The following is a 16569-nucleotide window of genomic DNA, read 5'->3' as shown; positions in this document are numbered from 1 at the left end:
GCCGCGGCTTTGTTTGCCTGATTGACCACCGTCCGATCATCGTGATAAGTATGGCGCACTCAACAAAACTGATCGATCGATCAAGGGATGGTGGATCCGGTGATGGGAGGCGGCAAGGCATGACCGTGCGAAAGCGACTGTGGGTCGATCCGCGTCTTTGCGAGGGGCATGCCCTCTGCCTCGAATCGGCTCCCGAGGTGTTCGACCTCTCCGACGACGATGTCGCCGAGTGCGTCAAGCAGCCCACTGCCGACATGTGGGATCAGGTCAGCGCAGCCATCGACGCCTGCCCCCGCGGGGCGATCAGCCTCATCGACGACCCGAAAGGACAACCCGTCCCATGACCGATCTCGCAACCGTCAACTTCTTCGCCGACCCGGACGTCAGCCAGAACCCATACGAATATTGGGATTTCCTGCGTGAGCAAGGCCCGGTGACCCGCGAGCCGCACTTCGGTGTCTACGCGGTGACGGGCTATCAGGAAGTGATGGCGGCGTTCAAGGACCACGAATCGTTCTCGGCGGTCAATGCCATCGGCGGCCCGTTCCCGCCATTGCCGTTCACGCCCGAGGGCGACGACATCAGTGAACAGATCGAGGCCCACCGGCACCTGTTTCCGATCTATGAGCACATGGTGGTCATGGACCCGCCGGCGCATGAGAAGGCGCGATCGTTGCTCAGCAAGCTGCTGACACCCCGGCGGCTAAAAGAGAACGAAGAGTACATGTGGAAGTTGGTGGACAACTCCATCGACGCCATCATCGACAACGGTCGGTGCGAGTTCCTCACCGAGTACGCCAAGCCGTTTGCCACGTCGGCGATCATCGACCTGCTCGGTGTCCCTGCCGAGGACCGTCCGGAGTTCCTGGCAGCGCTCGGTGCCGAACGGCCCGAGGGTAATCGGGTGGGCGCGCTCGACGGCGAGCCGGTCGGGCTGGACCCGCTGCAATACCTCGACGACAAGTTCGTCGGGTACCTCGCCGAACGCCGCCGGGCGCCGCAGGATGACGTGCTGTCGGGAATGGCCACCGCGGTCTACCCGGACGGGTCGACGCCGGAACTGATCGAAGTGGCCAAACCTGCGACGTTCCTTTTCGCCGCCGGCCAGGAGACCGTGACCAAACTGCTCAGCGCCGCGGTGCAGACCCTCGGCGACCGGCCGGAGTACCAGCAGACGCTTCGCGACAACCCAGGTGGCATTCCGACGTTCATCGAGGAAGCCCTGCGGATGCATTCCCCGACGAAGATCGACTTCCGGCTGGTCCGCAAGACCACCACGCTCGGCGGTGTGCATCTGCCGGCCGGCTCGATCGTCATGCTCTGCCTGGGCGCGGCCAACCGGGACCCCCGGAAATTCGAAGATCCGCACGAGTTCCGGCCCGACCGGAAAAACGTGCGCGAGCACATCGCGTTCGGGCGGGGCATCCACACCTGCGCCGGCGCTCCGCTCGCCCGTGTCGAAGGACAGATCACCGTGCGGCGAATGTTGGATCGCATGAGCGACATCCGGATCGACGAGTCGGTGCACGGCCCGGCCGACCGTCGTGACTACACCTACGAACCCACCTTCCTGCTGCGCGGGCTGACGCAGTTGCGCATCGAGTACACACCGTCGGCCTGACAAGTACGCCGTCACGAGGAGAAGACACGCATGACCATGCAGGCATTGCTCGACGAGCTCCGTGAGCGACCGGGCGCGGGAGATCTGATCCCCGTGATCGATCCGGCCACCGAAGAGCACATTGTCGAGTTCACCGACGGCGGCGCTGAAGCCGTGGAAGTCGCAGTCGCCCGCGCCCGGGCGTCCTTCGAATCGGAGGTCTGGAAGGGCAAACCGGGCAGCGAGCGTGCCAAGGTGATGTGGCGGATCGCGGATCTGATCGACGAGCACGCCGAGGATCTCGCGCAGATCGATTCGCTCAACACCGGCATGCCGTACAACCAGGCGCACATGATCATGGCCACGGGTGCCGAAATCTTCCGGTACTACGCCGGATGGTGCACCAAGGTCAATGGAATAGCGCACAACATCCAGATGACCGGTGGCATCACCGGCGCCTACTCGACGATGCACGGGTACACCCTCAAGGAACCCTACGGCGTCGTCGGTCTCATATTCCCCTGGAATGGACCGGTTTTCAACGCGTGCACGAAGTTGGCCCCTGCGTTGGCGGCGGGGTGCAGCAGCGTGGTCAAACCGGCCGAGGAGACGCCGCTGTCGGCATTGCTCCTGATGCGCATCCTCGCTGAGGCGGGAGTGCCGGAGGGTGTGGTGAACTTGGTGACGGGCTACGGCCACACCGCCGGGGCGGCGTTGACCGAGCACCCCGATGTCGAGAAGATCGCCTTCACCGGGTCGACCGAGATCGGCAAGCGCATCGTGGCCGCGTCGACGGGCAACCTCAAGCGCGTCACCTTGGAACTGGGTGGCAAATCGCCGGTACTCATCTATGACGATGCCGATCTGAGCATGGCGATAACCATGGCGGCGATGGGGATTTTCATCCACTCGGGGCAGGGCTGCATCTCCGGATCCCGCATTTTCGTCCAACGAGGCGTCTATGAGCAGGTGGTGGAAGGGATTGCCGGCATTGCCAATTCACTGCAACTCGGTGGGCCCAAGGACGACAACGCCATGATCGGCCCCCTGATCAGCGGCAAGCAGCTCGATCGGGTACTGGGGTACATCGATGAGGGCAAGCGGGACGGCGTCGAGGTTGTGACAGGCGGCCACCGCCTGGACCGACGGGGATACTTCGTGCACCCCACCGTGCTGGCCGATGTCGATCCGCAGATGCGGCTGTATCAGGAAGAGATCTTCGGACCTGTCGTCACCGTTCTCCCCTTCGACGATGACGACGAGGCGGTGGCGCTGGCGAACAACTCGGATTACGGCCTGGCGGCGACCGTCTGGACCCGCGACATCAGCCGGGCCCACCAGTTGGCGAAGAGGCTGCAGTCCGGCACGGTGTCGCTGAACTGTCAGATGGTCTTCGACCCCGTCATGCCCTTCGGTGGCTACAAGCAGTCGGGGTGGGGCTACGAGTGGGGCAGGGAAGGAATCGAGAGCTATTTGCAGACCAAGGCCGTCTACACCCAGCTGTAGGGCGGTCTTTTGATGCCCGGGAACTCCGAGGCGGTGTTCCACCCCGAACTCCGGAGATACGCCAGGGTGCTGCCCCGGACGCTGGTGACGCCACGGACACTGTCGCTGTTCCGGCGCATTCCCGCGATCCGGGCGCGTCGTGCACCCGCTGGGCTACACACCGCCACCTTGGATTCCGGTGTCGCGGTGCGCGTGCACCGGCCGCCGTACGGCGACAACGGCAGCGCGGTGCTGTGGATTCACGGTGGTGGCTTCATGCTCGGCGACGCGCGGATGGACGACGCGTTGTGCGCACGTCTGGCCGCCGACACCGAGGCGACGGTGGCTGCGGTGGACTACCGGCTGGCTCCGGCACACCCGTATCCGGCGGCACTGGACGACTGTGACGAGGCGTTGTCCTGGCTGGCAGACCATGCCGATGTGGATCCTACGAGGATTGCCGTGGCCGGCGCCAGCGCGGGCGGAGGACTCGCCGCCGCATTGGCGCTTCGTATCCGGGATCGCGGTGAGATCAGCTTGGCTGCACAAGTTCTCATCTACCCGATGCTCGACGACCGGACCGGGTGCCGTCCAGATCCGGATTCCGGCACCCGTCGGCTGTGGAACGCGGCGAGCAACCGGCTGGGCTGGTCTGCCTATCTCGGCGACGCAGACCCGGACAGGGTCGCGCCGGCCCGGCAGGCAGATCTACACGGCCTTGCACCGTCCTGGATCGGGGTGGGAACTCTCGATGTGCTCCACGACGAGGCGGTGCGCTACGCCGATCGGCTGAAAGCCGCAGGCGTGCACACCGAATTGCGCACCGTCCCAGGCGCCTTCCACGGCTTCGACGCTGTCGCGCGGCAGACGGAGGTCGCGCGGAACTTCATTCGCGCACAGAGCATCTGGTTGCGTGAGCGGTTGGCGGCGTAGTCGCGCGTGCTATCCGCCGCCGCCGGCGTGTGGCGCACCGTCGGATGGCGCGGCTTTCGACGCCTCGGCGAACAGCGCGAGCTGGGCATCGACGAAGGCACGCATTTCGGCGTGCCCGAGTGTGACGCCGACCGCGTCCTCGTTACACAGGCTGCGTGCGGTCTGCGCGATGAGCATCGACACGGCCACCGGCGGAAACCTGTCGAGGTCCACGCCCCTGGCGCGCAGCGCGACGGCGACGGCGGCGGTCTCGATATCGCGGACCCGTTCCGCGTAGGCACGAAGCTCGGTGCGGATTGTTTTGCGATGGTTGGCAAGTGCCATGAACTCGGTATTGAGGCCGGTCAGCCGGGAGTCGCTGTTCATCTCCCACAGCGTGCGCAACGGATCCGCGTCGGCCAGCGCGGCACGCATCCGTTCGAGCGAGGCGTCGGCGCCGGCCCGTAGTACCTCTACGAACAGATCGTCCATCGTGGGGAAGTAGTAGTAGACCAGCGCCTGTTTCACGCCGGCTTCAGCGGCCACCCGCCGGGAAGTGGCGGCCGCGTAACCCTCGGTTCGCATGAGTTTCGCGGTGGCCTCGATGAGCCTGAACCGGGCGCCGGTATCTGATGTCTTTGGTGTGCGGGCGGTCGCCACTCAGTCGCCCCGCGCCGATAGGCCGCGCTGACGCCCGCCGTGCAGCGTGTAGAGCATGGCGAATTGTAACAGTGCGACCGATCGATCGATCAGTACTGACGCGGCAGCTCAGCCCAGACCGATACGGGTGTTCTTGGTCTGCGGGTAGTCCCGACGTGGAAGAAGAACACCTCGATCATGCAGTGGCACTCTTCGTGCGGGGCATACTTCCCTCGGCCAACGAACCTCGCAGGAGGTTGCGCACCGCAGAAAAGTAAACGTCGCCGTATGCATAGTCGCTGGAACGCGATAGCCTCCGCGGGTGGTGCATAGCTTCGAGGTCGCCCAGCGACTGGTCAACCTTGATCCGACGGATAACACCGGCATGCCTTCTCGGGCGGTGCCCTGCGTAGCGTCCTGGGAAGGGACCATGCAGCGATCCATCATCGCCGGTGACGAGCCTTGGGCATGACCGACGGCGGCACCTATGACAGGGGCTTGCAGATCCGCAGAGCCGTCGTCGGTGAGGACTATGTCGATAAGGCGCTGGCCGCAGCCGACGACTTCAGCGGCCCGCTGCAGGACCTTGTGACCGAGTACTGCTGGGGTGCGGTATGGGGTCGTGAGGAGCTGTCCCTGAAGACGCGCAGCATGCTCAATCTGGCTATGCTTCCAATCCTCAACCGGCCTAACGAGTTGCGTACCCACATCAAGGGTGCGCTCACGAACGGCGTCACCCGTGCTGAGATCCGGGAGGTCTTCTTACAGGTGGCGATCTACGCCGGCGTGCCCGCCGCCGTCGACAGCTTCCGTATTGCCGGCGAGGTTTTCGCCGACCTCGACCCGAGTGCCGAGAAATAGGGGATCGATGTGGACGTTGGATTCATCGGCTTGGGCCACATGGGCTTTCCGATGGCGCTGCGCCTCATAGAAGCCGGCCACGCCCTTGTGGCCTTCGATGCCCGCCCGGAGGTGATCGGTCAGCTGGCGTCCCTCGGCGCGCAGGTCGCGTCCTCACCCCACGATGTTGCCGACCGGGCTGACACCGTCCTGGCCAGCCTGCCTTCGCCACAGGCATCCCTGGATGTGGCCACTGGTGTGGACGGGCTCATTCACGGTTCACGGGTGAAGAGATTCATCGATCTGTCGACCGTGGGAGCGCGAATGGCGGTGCGCATCGCCGGCGCGCTGGCAGAGCGGGGAATCGCTCAGATCGATAGTCCGGTCAGTGGCGGAGTTACCGGCGCCCGCAACGGCACGCTGGCCATGATGGTCTCGGGCCCGATTGCCGAGGTCGAGTCGGTGCGTTCCGTGCTGGAGACTCTGGGCCGGGTATTCGTCGTGGGCGAACAGGCCGGATCGGCACAAACAATGAAGTTGGCCAACAACTTGCTGGCAGCGACCACGTTGGCGGCGACCTCGGAGGCGGTGGTGATGGGTGTCAAGGCGGGTCTGGATCCTGCAGTGATGATCGAGGTGTTCAACGCCGGTTCGGGCGCCACCCACGCCAGTCGCGACAAGTTCCCGCAGGCCATCCTGCCGCGAAGTTTTGACTACGGCTTCGCCACCGGACTGATGGTCAAAGACATTCGCTTGTGTTTGGAGGAGGCCAAGGCCGCAGGACTGTCACTGGAGATCGCCGAGGCCGTGGAGCGACTCTGGGAGGTGGTACTCCGTGAGACCGGTGCGGACTCCGATTTCACCTCGGTGATCAAGCCGATCGAAGAAGCGGCCGGTGTGACGGTCGGAGGACGTCGCTGACACCCGTGCGCGGTCTCGACATCTGAATCCTGTGGATCTGTTCATTGTCCGGTGCGTGGGGATGTGAACTTCTCGCCGTCGAGTACTGTGACCAACTCGCCGGTGATCGTCGCGCGGCCGTCGGGTTTCGAGGGAGGGGTCACCACGAAACCGGTGGGTCCGATGGTCGACCTCGACCCGGTGTGTTTTCCGCTGAGCGTCACGTTTGAGTGCCAGGTATACGGCGCAGAGGTGGCCGATTCAGTGCCGTTGACGATGTTCGCGCCATCGCGACTGAAGTTCTCATAGTCGACGTCGATGCGCGAGATCGCGGTCCGGTCGGCGTTTTCGGTGATGCTGACGGTCGCCTTGCCTGACGCGTCCCCGTCGAGGGTGTAGGTCCCCGCAGGCAGGTGCCGACGCGCGGGCAGGCGCTGACCTGGATTCACCCGGGTTGCCCAAGGAATATCCATGTCGAACGGTTGCGGCTGGGGGGCCACACGCGGCTGCCTGTCGGTCAGTTCGGCAATCATGAGTCTGGTGGCCCGCCCGCCAGGTTCCTTCGACGTCGGGCACGCCGTCGCGGTGGGCTGATCCGGACCGCATGCCGGCGCCACCACCATGGCCTGCCAGTAGACGATCGCTGTTCCATCTGGAGACCATGCCGGATCAGCGCGGCCGTTCCACAGGGGGTCGCAGACGCTTCCACTGCCCGGAGTGGCGTCATCGCAGGCGTTCAACTGCTGGGTGGCACCGGGGTCATCAATTCGTGCAATGAAGGGCTGGAAGAATCGGCGGTGTCCGTTGTTGTAGAAGAACTGCACCGCCCCGGTGTTCACCAGATCGACGATCGGGGGCACACCCGGCAGTGCGCCGACAAAGCGCATGCGATCACTCACGCGACCATCCATGTATACGACCCACTCGTCGTCAGGTGAGGTTATCGATGGGTCGGTGTACGCCGCATCATACGAAATGCGTTGGGAAGCAGCACTCTTGAGATCTGTGATAAAGAGATCGAAGTTCCACGAGTCGTAGGTCCCTATTCCCAGCGCCGCCTTACCGTCACGGGTGAAGCCGCGAAACTCGCCGATCATCGCGGCGGGTTCGTTCAGCTGCAGACGAGTCGGGTCACCGGGGGTGGCATCGACCATCCCGCGAAAGTTCGAATCGTGCGGGACCAGGTAGGTGACATCACTCAGTTCGTATCGGGCTTTCGGGCGGTTGAAGTTCAGCCCACTCACCACCGCGAGCTGATCGACAAAAACACCGTTGACGAGACTCGGCTCGCTGAACCCGAGATGCTCGTTGTCGGGGTGCAACCGGAGTTCGCGCATGCTCATGCCCGGTCGGTTGGGAGTGATCGGGTAGATCGTGGCCTCAGCCGGTGTGCATGCGTCGTCTAGTATTCGATGCGACCCGCAGTCGAACACATTGGTGCCGAGCAGCATTCGCGTGCCGTCGCGAAATATCTGGGGGTGGTCGACCAGAATGTCCCCGGCACCGGAAGGTTGACGATTTGCGCCGACAGAATTGGACACACCGCATGTCAGGCATCGCCACGCCTCCCCGTCGCTGAAAGTGGTTCCATCGGTCTTGATGGCGATGACCTGGTCCCCGGTGAAGATATGGCGGGGATCGGTTGCGCCCGGAGCGCCTGCGTAACGAATCGGCAGCAGGATGTGGTTGCCATCCGGGGTATAGCTAGGTCCTTCCGCGATACCGCGGTCCCCGCCATCGATACACCCTGTCGGGTGGCTACACGACCCGACCTCGGCCGATGGGGCGGTGGGGGGCAAGGGCAGCTCGCGTACAGCGACCGGTTCGACCTCCGAAGAACCTGTTGGAGAGGGATTCTCGCCAGTTCCCATCGTGCAGCCGCCCAGCATGGCAACCACCAGGAGGGCTGCGCCCAGGCGGACGCCGGCGGTACGTGCCGAGTGCATGCGGGCTCCTTCGGAATCTTTAATACATCTCTAGAGATACATCTCTGGTGCTAGATTAGCAACCATGGAACGCCAGCGACTGCACCGCCTCGGGCGGCGTTTGGTCGAACTCTCCCGGCAGGTGGAGCTTGCGCCCGGTGATGTGCGTCCCGATCCTGCAGAAGAATTGATCATCGGCGACGTCATGTTCCATCCGAGCAGCACCATCGGCGACGTCGTCACGCGGACCGGATTCGCCCAGAGTTACGTGTCCAAATGTGTCGCGGGACTGGTGGGGCGGGGTCTCCTTGTCACAGCTGCCGACGAGTCCGACCGGAGGCGGACGATCATCGGCCCAAGTCCGATGCTGCAGGGCGCCAGCCGACGTCGCACGCCACCCCTGCTGACCATCTTCACAGAGGAACTGGGCAGTGAAGCCGCGGCGCGGCGGGCGCTCGCAGCGCTGGAAGAACTTGCCGACGCCCTTCTTGACTGAGCGCTAGGCCAACCATGCAGGCTCGTCGCTCGACCAGCGGAACGATTGAGCTTTCAGCCCAGCCCGATCCGTATGTTCTTGATTTGCAGGAATTCCTGCAGACCTTCCCACCCGCCGGTGCGCCCGAAGCCGCTCTGCTTGTATCCGCCGTAAGGCCCCTGCGGTGAGATCCTGCTCGTCGAATTGATCCACACCGAGCCGGATTCCAGTGCCTGGGCCACCCGGTGCGCACGCCGCAGATCTCGGGTGTGCACGAACGCGTTCAGTCCGTAGGCCGTGTCGTTGGCGATTCGGACAGCCTCGTCGTCATCGGTGAACCTGATGATGGAGACGACCGGACCGAAGGTCTCGGTCTGCGCCAGCGGTGACGCGTTGTCCACGTCGGCGAACACCGTGGGCTCGACGTAAAAGCCCTGCGCCAGTTCGCCGCCTATCCGCTTGCCGCCGGTGAGCAGCTCCCCGCCGCCGGTGCGCACCGCGGTATCGACAGTTTCGAGGATGCGGGTGAGCGAGCCCTCGGAGATGACCGGACCGAACCTGACGTTCGGATCGAACGGGTCGCCCACCGTGGCGGAGCCGACCACTGCCAGGAACTTCTCCACGAAGGTGTCGTACACCGAGGCGTGCACGAGCAACCGACTCGCGCATGCGCAGCTCTGCCCGGACTGCATCAGCGGCCCCTGGTGCGCGGACAGCATCGCAGCCTGATCCAGATCGGCATCGCCGAAGATGATGTTGGCCGACTTTCCACCCAGCTCGGCGACCACGGGCGTCAGGTTCTCGGCCGCCGCGCGGATCACCGCGCGCGCGGTGATGCCGCCCCCGGTGAAGTGCACCTTGCGCACACCGGGATGGCGGACCAGGGCGTCGCCGCCTTCGGCCGCGGCGGGCAGGACGTTCACCAAACCCGGGGGCAGCCCGGCTTCGATGCACAGTTCGCCGAAGCGGAGTGCGGCCAGCGGCGCGAGCTCGGATGGTTTGAAGATGACGGCGTTCCCGGCGGCAAGGGCCGGTGCGACACAGGAACCGGCGACCGCCAGCGACCCGTTCCACGGTGCGATCACCGCAACCACACCGTAGGGTTCCCGCTCGACGAGGTTGACGTCGAACGATCCGCTCACCGGCGTGCTCGATCCGGAGATCTTGTCGGCGTAGCCGGCGAAATGGCGCAGGAAGCCCTCCAGCATGTGCGCGGTGCCCGCGAACGATATCGGTACCGCGTAGTCCTGCACGTTCAGCGTGGCCAGTTCGTCCAGGTGTTGGTGGACGGCGTCGGCGAGGTCGATCAGCCGGTCACGACGCACATCGACGGTCTGCGCCGCCCACTCCCGTTGGGCTTCGCGTGCGGCGACGACCGCACGGTCGACGTCCGCGGCGCCGGCCAACGCGACGGTCGCATTGGGACGCCCCGTCGCCGGAAAGATGTGCTCGTGAAAGGTCTCCGTCGAGGTGATCCGGTCCCCGCCGATCAACAATCCGACTGGTGCACCGGTCATTCCGATCCCCACTCCTGGGTAACCCGTTGCTTCTGTTCCCCGATCACCTGATTGAGGTGAGATCCCTTCGGCCAGCCGTAGTAGGCCGCGAACTGCAGTGCCAACTCGTCCATCTCGTCGAAGGAGACCTCACGGCTCTTCAACGCGGCGTAGACGTGGCTGAGGATCGGGTAGGGGGCGTCCTGAAACGCCACGCACGCCACGGTGATCAGGCGGCGTTCCTTCATGCCGAGCCCAGGTCGCAACCACATCTCGCCGAACACGAAGTTCAGGATCCCCGCGCCCTGGAACGGATTGTCCTGATTCGGCGCGAACTCCAGACAATTGATGTCCTTGAAAGACTGCGCGCCGACAGCAAGGCGGGCCTCCGGATCACTGGGCGTCGGCAGCGGCAGCAGCGGCAGCGGAGGCGGTACCTGCTCGCCGCGTTCACGGTGAATACGGGCCCACTGTTCGTCGACGATCATGTTGAAGCGGGATGCCTTCGGCCAGCCGGCATACACCGCGAAATGCAGTACCGTTTCCTGCATTTCGACGATGCTCACGTCTCCGCTGTTCAGCGCCGCGTATACGTGATCGCGGAGCGGAGCTTCGGCATCGGCGTCTGCCACGCAGGCGAGCGTGACGAACCGGCGGTCGCGGCGGCTGAGGCCAGGCCGTTGCCACACCTCAGCGAACACGAAGTCCAGCATGCTCGTGGTGGAGGGCGCGGTATCGGCCGGGGCCGGGAATGTCATCACCTCGGCGAAGGCTTGCCGGCCTCGTTCGAGACGATCTGTATCGATCAGCGTCACAATCGTTTTCCTTCTTGGTGGCCGGTCATCTGATGGTGACGCCGGCATCGACTTTGAACTCAAGGCCGGTCACGTAGCGGGCTTCGTCGGAGACCAGGAACAGCACCGCATTGCTGATGTCGATGGCCTCGGCCATCACGATGGGCAGTGCGTTCTGGAAGATCGGACCAAGATCGGGCCGCTTCTCCACCAGTAGGGTGTGCAGCGAAGCGGGTTGCATGCCAGTCTCGACACCGGTGGGATGCACGGTGTTGACGCGGACATTCACCGCCGCAAGCTCATTGGCCAGTGCCTTGCTCATGCCGACGACGCCGTGCTTGGACGCTGTGTAGGGGGTGTGCAGCGGGCTGCCCTTGATCCCCGCCGCCGAGCTGATGTTGATCAAACTTCCGCCGCGCTCGACCAGGTGCGGCAACGCAGCGGCGCAGGTGTTCCAGGTGCCGATCAGATTGACATCCACGACGGTGCGCCACTGCGCCGATGTGGTGGTGTCCCAGGTGCCCGCGGTCAGCACCCCGGCGTTGGCCACCGAGGCGTCCAGACCGCCGAGTTCGGCAACCCCCGCATCTACCGCGGCTGCGAGCGCCTCCGCGTCGCGGACATCGACGACGTGGGACACCGCTCGACGGCCTAGTTCTGTTACTTGTCGCGCAGTTTCGGCCAGATCGTCCTCGGTGGACAGCGGGTACTCCACCTCGGGAAGCGAAGTGCAGATGTCGATCAGGATCAGATCGGCACCCTCCTGCGCCAGTCGGACGGCGTGGCTGCGGCCCATACCGCGCGCCGCGCCGGTGATCAGGACGCGCTTGCCCTCGACCCGGCCGTTCATAGCTTGTTGCAGAAGCCGGCGTCGACCGGGAACGTGACCCCGGTGACGTACTTGGCGGCGTCGGAGACCAGATAGCCGATCGCCGCGCTGATGTCTTCGGGTTCGAGCATGGACACCGGCATCGGGTTCTGCAGATGCGGCCCCGCGCCGGGGTACTGCTCCAGGAAGGCGGTCATCGCCGGATTGTTCGCCATCATGGTGTTGACACCGGTCGGATGCACGGTGTTGACCCGGATGCTGTGGGGGGCAAGGGCGTTGGCCAGGGTACGCATCAGGCCGACGACACCGTGCTTGGATGCCGCGTAACCGAGGCCGCCGCCCTGCGAGCCGCCGAAACCCTTGAGCCCGGCCGTCGAACTGGTGAACACGATGGCGCCGCCGCGCTCACCGGCGATCAGGTGCGGGATGGTGGCTTTCGCGGTGTGGAAGGAGCCGATAAGATTCACGTCGATGGCTGCGGACCACATGTCCAGGTCCTCTTCGATACTGACCTCGCGGAAAGCCGTCGGTGCGATTCCTGCATTGGCGCAGACGATGTCGAGTCGGCCGAAGTGCGCTACCCCGGCGTCGACCGCTGCCCGGACGGCATAGAAGTCGCGGACATCGGCTACCGTACCCAACATCTTCGCCCCGGCGGCCTCCACCAGTGCGATCGTCTCGTCCAATTCGTCACGACTGGCCATCGGATAGCCGTTGGCGGGAATGTCGGCGCAGATGTCGATGCCGATGATGTCGGCGCCCTCGCCGGCCAGCTTGATGGCGTGACTGCGGCCCTGTCCGCGTGCCACGCCGGTGATGAAGGCGACCCTGCCGTCCAATGAGCCCATGAATCCTCGCTTCGTTGCGGGTGCCGCCTCCGTGTGCGGCGCTCCGGAGTAACCGGGTTACTGGGGGTACGGTAACCAAGTTACTGACGATGGGCAAGGGGGTGTGCGATGGCGGAGATCGATGACCGGCTGCTCGCCGTCGTGGTCGAGATCCTGCAAACCGAGGGTTATGACGCGGTGCAGTTGCGTGAGGTGGCCCGCCGCGCCCGCTCGTCGTTGGCCACCATCTACAAGCGGTACACCACCCGTGAGGACCTGATCCTCGCGGCGCTCGAGGTGTGGCTGGATGAGAATCGGTACTCCGCTGTCGCGCCGCATCGTCGGGCCGAGGGGGAGTCTCTGCACGAGGCGATGATGTCGCTGTTTCGCACCATCTTCGAACCGTGGGAGCGCAATCCGGGGATGCTGACGGCCTACTTCCGGGCGCGGTCATCGGCGAGCGGGCAACGCCTTTTTCGGCGGGGTCTCGACATCGTCGGGCCGGCAGGTCTTGAGCTGATGGCCGATGTGGATGACGAATTCGTCGCCGACCTGAACACCGTCTTGTCCAGCGTGGTCTATGGACTGTTGGGCAGGTTCGTGGCCGGTGAGATCGCGACCACCGATATCCTGCCCGCGCTGGATCGGACCGTGTACTGGCTCACGGCGGGCTATGAAGCGACGAAAAGAGCTGCAGCAAAATAGATCAGCCGCCGGACAACCTGTCGTCCAACTGGGACAGCGCCGCCAGTAGGGAACCCTCAGGCATCGGGGTGTTGTCTGAGGCCGCCATCAGCACCCCGACGATCGCACCCGCGATGACCCGGCGCCCGAGTTCGTCGGCGGGCGCATCGGGGCGTTCGATGAGCGCCTCGGTGATCAGATCGATCAACCGGATGTATTCGGCGTAGAGCAGACCGCGCGCCTCGGGAATGTCGAACGTCAACCGCTGGCCGGCCTCGAAAATCGTTCGTTCCTCGGGTGTCAGCGCACCGAACACCTCGGCCACCCCGTGCCGGTAGGCGGCGACGATGGACAGTTCCGGGGGTGCCTTCGCGAAGGCCGCCACGATCGGCGCGATCTGATCGTCGGCGAGCAGCACGGCTTCCTTGACCCCGAAGTAGCGGTAGAACGTGCGCGGCGAGATATCGGCGGCATCGGCGATCTGCTCGACGGTCGTGTCGGCGTAGCCCCGCGTCGCGAACAGCTCGAGGGCCGCGCGGCGGATCGCGGCACGGGTGCTGATCTTCTTGCGCTCCCGTAGGCTTTTTTCGAACTCAGGCGTCGACACGACCCCATTGTCCCCCTAAAGGGGGCCCGTTCAGCCGACCAGCGTGCTCGCCGCGCCCGCCATGTGCTCGGCGACCGTGGCTGCGGCCAAGGCGGCGTCCCCGGATTCGATGGCGTCGACGATGTCGTAATGCCGTTTGGCGTTCATGTTCTTGATGGCACGGTCGACGCCGGCGAACATGATCGACATCCGGATGCTGCCCTCCAATGATGTCCACTGGTGCAGCAGCGTCTCGTTTCCGGTGAGCTGGCACATGGTGCGATGGAACCGCAGGTCGGCCTCGATCCGGTCCTCCAGGTTCGCCTCGGCCCAGCGATCCATCTCGTCGACCGCGTGGCGCAGGGTCGCGACGGCCTCGGTGCGGTCGGGACGGGAGGCGAGTTCGTGCGCGGCCATCGACTCCAGCGCGGCGCGGACGTTGAAGATGTCGCGAATCTCCTTGGCGTCCAGGTGCCGTACCGAGAGCCGCCCGCGGGCCCCTGCCGAGATCAGGCCCTCCTGCTGGAGCTGGCGCATCGCCTCGCGCAGGGTGCCCCGGCTGATCTGCAGTGCGTCGGACAGATCCGTCTCCACCAGGTGGGTGCCCGGGGTGAGCTGGCCAGTGGTGATGGCCCGGCGCAGTGCGGTCAGTGCCTGCTGGCGCAGGCTGGTTTTCTCCAGGCGCAGCAGAGATGTGGAATCCACGGACATCCTGCGCTCCTTGACTGTCAACATTCAGATGTCAACACTTTACAGCCGTTCGAGCACCGTCGCGACGAGACGCGCGGTCGCGAGCCCGTAACGGTCGTGCAGGGTCGGCAGCGCGCCGGCGGCCAGGAACTCGTCGGGCAGCGCGACCGGGGTGATCTGCTTGGCGATCCCGCGGGTTACCACCGCCGATGCGACCGTCTCGAACAGGCCGCCGATCACCGTGTGATTCTCACAGGTCACCACCAATCGATCCGTATCCACCTGTGCCAGTACGGTTTCAGCGTCGAAGGGCTTGATGGTCGGGGTGTGCACCACGGCCACGTCGACATTGTGGGCAGCCAGTTGTTCGGCGGCCTGCAGTGCCCGCATGGTCATCAGGCCCGAGGAGATCAGCACCACGTCGGCCCCGTCGCGCAACACCTTGGCTTTGCCGAGCTCGAAACGGTAGTCGTACTCGTCCAGGACGGTGGGCACGTTTCCGCGCAACAGCCGCAGGTAGGTCGGACCGGCGTGTTCGGCGAGCTGCGGGACGGCCTGCTCGATATCCACCGAGTCGCAGGGGTCGACGATGGTCAGGTTCGGCACACCGCGGAAGATGGCGATGTCCTCGGTGGCCTGGTGGGACGGTCCGTAGCCGGTGGTCAGGCCCGGCAGTCCGCCGATGATGTTCACGTTCAGGTTCGGCTCGGCGATGTCCAGACAGATGAAGTCATACGCGCGCCGCGCCGCGAACACCGAATAGGTGGACGCGAACGGCACGAGACCGGTTTCGGCCATCCCCGCAGCGGCGCCGAAGAGCAGTTGCTCGGCCATCCCCATCTGGAAGAACCGGTCCGGGAACCGGTTGGCGAAGATGTGCATGTCGGTGTACTTGCCCAGATCGGCGGTCAGACCGACGATCCGGTCATCGGCCTGGGCGGCCTTGACCAATGCGTGCCCGAACGGGGCCGGGGTGGTCTTCTGGCCCGGATCGGCGAACGAGGCGATCATCGCCGATGTCTTGAGCTTGGTGGGCGTGCTCATGCTTGATATCCCTCAGTCAGTTGGTCGCGGCAGATCTGCCACTCGTCCTCGTCGATGCGCATGAAGTGCGCCTTCTCGCGGTTCTCCAGCAGCGGCACACCGCGGCCGACCTTGGTGTCGCACAGGATGACCGACGGCACGCTGGTGCTGACGGCGTCGAAAGCGCCGAGCAGCGCGTCGACATCGTTGCCATCCACCCGCGCCACATGCCACCCGCATGCGGCCCACTTGTCGGCGACGGGCTCGGTGCGCAGCACACCAGCGGTGGGTCCGTCGGCCTGCAGCGCGTTGATGTCCACCATCGCAATGAGATTGCCCAGTCCGTGGTGCGCGGCACCCATCGCGGCCTCCCACGTGGAACCCTCATCGAGCTCACCGTCGGACAGGAAGTTGATGATGCGGGCATCCGAGCCTTGGTGCCGCAATCCCAGCGCCATCCCGACCGCCACCGTCAGACCGTGACCGAGAGAACCGCCGGATATCTCCATACCCGGTGTGTAGCTTGCCATTCCGGACATCGGCAGCCTGGAGTCATCGGATCCGTAGGTCTCGAGTTCGTCGACGTCGATGATGCCGGCCTCGGCCAGCGCGGCATACAACCCGATGGCGTAGTGACCGGTCGAAAGCAAGAACCGGTCGCGGCCGGCCCAGTGCGGATCGTCGGCGCGGTAACGCAACTGGTCGACGTACACGGCGGCCAGCATGTCGGCGGCCCCCAGCGCCTGACCGACATAGCCCTGGCCCTGGGCCTCGCCCATGTTCAGCGCGTGGTGCCGTATCCGGTAGGCGGCCTGAGTGACCTTCTGGCTGCGGAGGTCGATGGTCGCTGTGCTCACGGCGGGC

18 protein-coding genes are annotated in these 16569 nt (G+C 65.0%); 8 read left to right on the top strand and 10 right to left on the bottom strand.

The features are described 5' to 3' along the window. Positions 1-119: 119 nt before the first annotated feature. From ASE48_RS28500 to ASE48_RS28485, 4 genes are read left to right on the top strand one after another with little or no spacing between them, the layout of a single operon-like run. Positions 120-344, top strand: coding sequence for a ferredoxin (locus ASE48_RS28500; RefSeq protein WP_057170503.1), 225 nt, complete (start codon positions 120-122; stop codon positions 342-344). Continuing rightward, the gene (locus ASE48_RS28495) at positions 341-1621 is read left to right on the top strand and encodes a cytochrome P450 (protein WP_057170502.1); all 1281 of its coding nucleotides are present in this window, start codon (positions 341-343) and stop codon (positions 1619-1621) included. The genes ASE48_RS28500 and ASE48_RS28495 overlap by 4 nt, the downstream gene beginning before the upstream one ends. Positions 1622-1651: 30 nt before the next feature. Continuing rightward, a complete protein-coding gene (locus tag ASE48_RS28490) occupies positions 1652-3106 on the top strand; it encodes an aldehyde dehydrogenase family protein (protein ID WP_057170501.1) in 1455 nt (484 codons plus the stop codon). Positions 3107-3118: 12 nt separating this feature from the next. Next, positions 3119-4018 carry an alpha/beta hydrolase gene (locus tag ASE48_RS28485; RefSeq protein ID WP_057170500.1) on the top strand — a complete coding sequence of 300 codons (900 nt, stop codon included), beginning with the start codon at positions 3119-3121 and terminating at the stop codon, positions 4016-4018. Positions 4019-4027: 9 nt separating this feature from the next. Here ASE48_RS28485 and ASE48_RS28480 read toward each other — a convergent pair whose 3' ends face one another. Further along, entirely contained in the window at positions 4028-4657 is a 630-nt protein-coding gene (locus ASE48_RS28480; protein ID WP_057170499.1) for a TetR/AcrR family transcriptional regulator, read from the bottom strand. Between the two features lie 447 nt (positions 4658-5104). Between ASE48_RS28480 and ASE48_RS28475 the strand changes: the two genes are divergently transcribed. Beyond that, positions 5105-5497 (top strand): carboxymuconolactone decarboxylase family protein, encoded by a 393-nt coding sequence (locus ASE48_RS28475; RefSeq protein ID WP_057170498.1) that lies wholly within the window; start codon positions 5105-5107, stop codon positions 5495-5497. Between the two features lie 9 nt (positions 5498-5506). Beyond that, positions 5507-6397, top strand: a complete 891-nt coding sequence (locus ASE48_RS28470; protein ID WP_057170497.1) for an NAD(P)-dependent oxidoreductase — start codon at positions 5507-5509, stop codon at positions 6395-6397. Positions 6398-6438: 41 nt separating this feature from the next. Here the strand turns inward: ASE48_RS28470 and ASE48_RS28465 are convergent, their stop codons facing one another. After that, on the bottom strand, positions 6439-8322 hold the full coding sequence (locus ASE48_RS28465) for a PD40 domain-containing protein (protein ID WP_156409406.1): 1884 nt from the start codon (positions 8320-8322) through the stop codon (positions 6439-6441). 64 nt (positions 8323-8386) lie between these two features. Between ASE48_RS28465 and ASE48_RS28460 the strand changes: the two genes are divergently transcribed. Next, the gene (locus tag ASE48_RS28460; RefSeq protein ID WP_057170495.1) at positions 8387-8797 is read left to right on the top strand and encodes a MarR family transcriptional regulator; all 411 of its coding nucleotides are present in this window, start codon (positions 8387-8389) and stop codon (positions 8795-8797) included. Between the two features lie 53 nt (positions 8798-8850). Here the strand turns inward: ASE48_RS28460 and ASE48_RS28455 are convergent, their stop codons facing one another. The 4 genes from ASE48_RS28455 to ASE48_RS28440 all read right to left on the bottom strand — a co-directional run bounded on the left by ASE48_RS28455 (position 8851) and on the right by ASE48_RS28440 (position 12743). Then, positions 8851-10293 carry an aldehyde dehydrogenase family protein gene (locus tag ASE48_RS28455; RefSeq protein ID WP_057170494.1) on the bottom strand — a complete coding sequence of 481 codons (1443 nt, stop codon included), beginning with the start codon at positions 10291-10293 and terminating at the stop codon, positions 8851-8853. Next, positions 10290-11030 (bottom strand): carboxymuconolactone decarboxylase family protein, encoded by a 741-nt coding sequence (locus ASE48_RS28450; protein ID WP_235571693.1) that lies wholly within the window; start codon positions 11028-11030, stop codon positions 10290-10292. Before ASE48_RS28450 ends, ASE48_RS28455 begins: the two co-directional genes overlap by 4 nt. A gap of 82 nt (positions 11031-11112) precedes the next feature. Continuing rightward, positions 11113-11916, bottom strand: a complete 804-nt coding sequence (locus ASE48_RS28445) for a mycofactocin-coupled SDR family oxidoreductase (protein WP_057170492.1) — start codon at positions 11914-11916, stop codon at positions 11113-11115. Next, positions 11913-12743: a mycofactocin-coupled SDR family oxidoreductase gene (locus tag ASE48_RS28440; RefSeq protein ID WP_057170491.1), complete on the bottom strand. Its 831-nt coding sequence runs from the start codon at positions 12741-12743 to the stop codon at positions 11913-11915. The genes ASE48_RS28445 and ASE48_RS28440 overlap by 4 nt, the downstream gene beginning before the upstream one ends. 108 nt (positions 12744-12851) lie before the next feature. On the opposite strand from ASE48_RS28440, the gene ASE48_RS28435 reads away from it, so the two are divergent. After that, positions 12852-13427, top strand: coding sequence for a TetR/AcrR family transcriptional regulator (locus ASE48_RS28435; RefSeq protein ID WP_057170490.1), 576 nt, complete (start codon positions 12852-12854; stop codon positions 13425-13427). Position 13428: 1 nt separating this feature from the next. Here the strand turns inward: ASE48_RS28435 and ASE48_RS28430 are convergent, their stop codons facing one another. Genes ASE48_RS28430 through ASE48_RS28415 form a run of 4 tightly spaced genes read right to left on the bottom strand, consistent with a single transcriptional unit; the run spans position 13429 to position 16562 of the window. Then, the gene (locus ASE48_RS28430) at positions 13429-14013 is read right to left on the bottom strand and encodes a TetR family transcriptional regulator (protein WP_057170489.1); all 585 of its coding nucleotides are present in this window, start codon (positions 14011-14013) and stop codon (positions 13429-13431) included. A gap of 30 nt (positions 14014-14043) precedes the next feature. Then, a complete protein-coding gene (locus tag ASE48_RS28425) occupies positions 14044-14703 on the bottom strand; it encodes a GntR family transcriptional regulator (protein ID WP_057170488.1) in 660 nt (219 codons plus the stop codon). Positions 14704-14742: 39 nt separating this feature from the next. Beyond that, positions 14743-15726, bottom strand: coding sequence for a transketolase family protein (locus ASE48_RS28420; RefSeq protein WP_057170487.1), 984 nt, complete (start codon positions 15724-15726; stop codon positions 14743-14745). Continuing rightward, positions 15723-16562, bottom strand: a complete 840-nt coding sequence (locus ASE48_RS28415; protein WP_268766336.1) for a transketolase — start codon at positions 16560-16562, stop codon at positions 15723-15725. Before ASE48_RS28415 ends, ASE48_RS28420 begins: the two co-directional genes overlap by 4 nt. Between the last annotated feature and the right edge of the window lie 7 nt (positions 16563-16569).

The organism is Mycobacterium sp. Root265 (genome assembly GCF_001428895.1).
Classification (GTDB): Bacteria; Actinomycetota; Actinomycetes; order Mycobacteriales; family Mycobacteriaceae; genus Mycobacterium.
The sequence above is the reverse complement of the archived record's forward strand: the minus strand, read 5'-3'. Positions and strand labels throughout refer to the sequence as shown.

What these genes read in the sequence shown, in the direction of transcription:
- ASE48_RS28500 (WP_057170503.1), top strand. Translation starts at nt 120, where the DNA reads ATGACCGTGCGAAAGCGACTGTGGGTCGATCCGCGTCTTTGCGAGGGG.
- ASE48_RS28495 (WP_057170502.1), top strand. Translation starts at nt 341, where the DNA reads ATGACCGATCTCGCAACCGTCAACTTCTTCGCCGACCCGGACGTCAGC.
- ASE48_RS28490 (WP_057170501.1), top strand. Translation starts at nt 1,652, where the DNA reads ATGACCATGCAGGCATTGCTCGACGAGCTCCGTGAGCGACCGGGCGCG.
- ASE48_RS28485 (WP_057170500.1), top strand. Translation starts at nt 3,119, where the DNA reads ATGCCCGGGAACTCCGAGGCGGTGTTCCACCCCGAACTCCGGAGATAC.
- ASE48_RS28475 (WP_057170498.1), top strand. Translation starts at nt 5,105, where the DNA reads ATGACCGACGGCGGCACCTATGACAGGGGCTTGCAGATCCGCAGAGCC.
- ASE48_RS28465 (WP_156409406.1), bottom strand. Translation starts at nt 8,322, where the DNA reads ATGCACTCGGCACGTACCGCCGGCGTCCGCCTGGGCGCAGCCCTCCTG.
- ASE48_RS28460 (WP_057170495.1), top strand. Translation starts at nt 8,387, where the DNA reads ATGGAACGCCAGCGACTGCACCGCCTCGGGCGGCGTTTGGTCGAACTC.
- ASE48_RS28455 (WP_057170494.1), bottom strand. Translation starts at nt 10,293, where the DNA reads ATGACCGGTGCACCAGTCGGATTGTTGATCGGCGGGGACCGGATCACC.
- ASE48_RS28450 (WP_235571693.1), bottom strand. Translation starts at nt 11,030, where the DNA reads ATGACATTCCCGGCCCCGGCCGATACCGCGCCCTCCACCACGAGCATG.
- ASE48_RS28445 (WP_057170492.1), bottom strand. Translation starts at nt 11,916, where the DNA reads ATGAACGGCCGGGTCGAGGGCAAGCGCGTCCTGATCACCGGCGCGGCG.
- ASE48_RS28440 (WP_057170491.1), bottom strand. Translation starts at nt 12,743, where the DNA reads ATGGGCTCATTGGACGGCAGGGTCGCCTTCATCACCGGCGTGGCACGC.
- ASE48_RS28435 (WP_057170490.1), top strand. Translation starts at nt 12,852, where the DNA reads ATGGCGGAGATCGATGACCGGCTGCTCGCCGTCGTGGTCGAGATCCTG.
- ASE48_RS28425 (WP_057170488.1), bottom strand. Translation starts at nt 14,703, where the DNA reads ATGTCCGTGGATTCCACATCTCTGCTGCGCCTGGAGAAAACCAGCCTG.
- ASE48_RS28420 (WP_057170487.1), bottom strand. Translation starts at nt 15,726, where the DNA reads ATGAGCACGCCCACCAAGCTCAAGACATCGGCGATGATCGCCTCGTTC.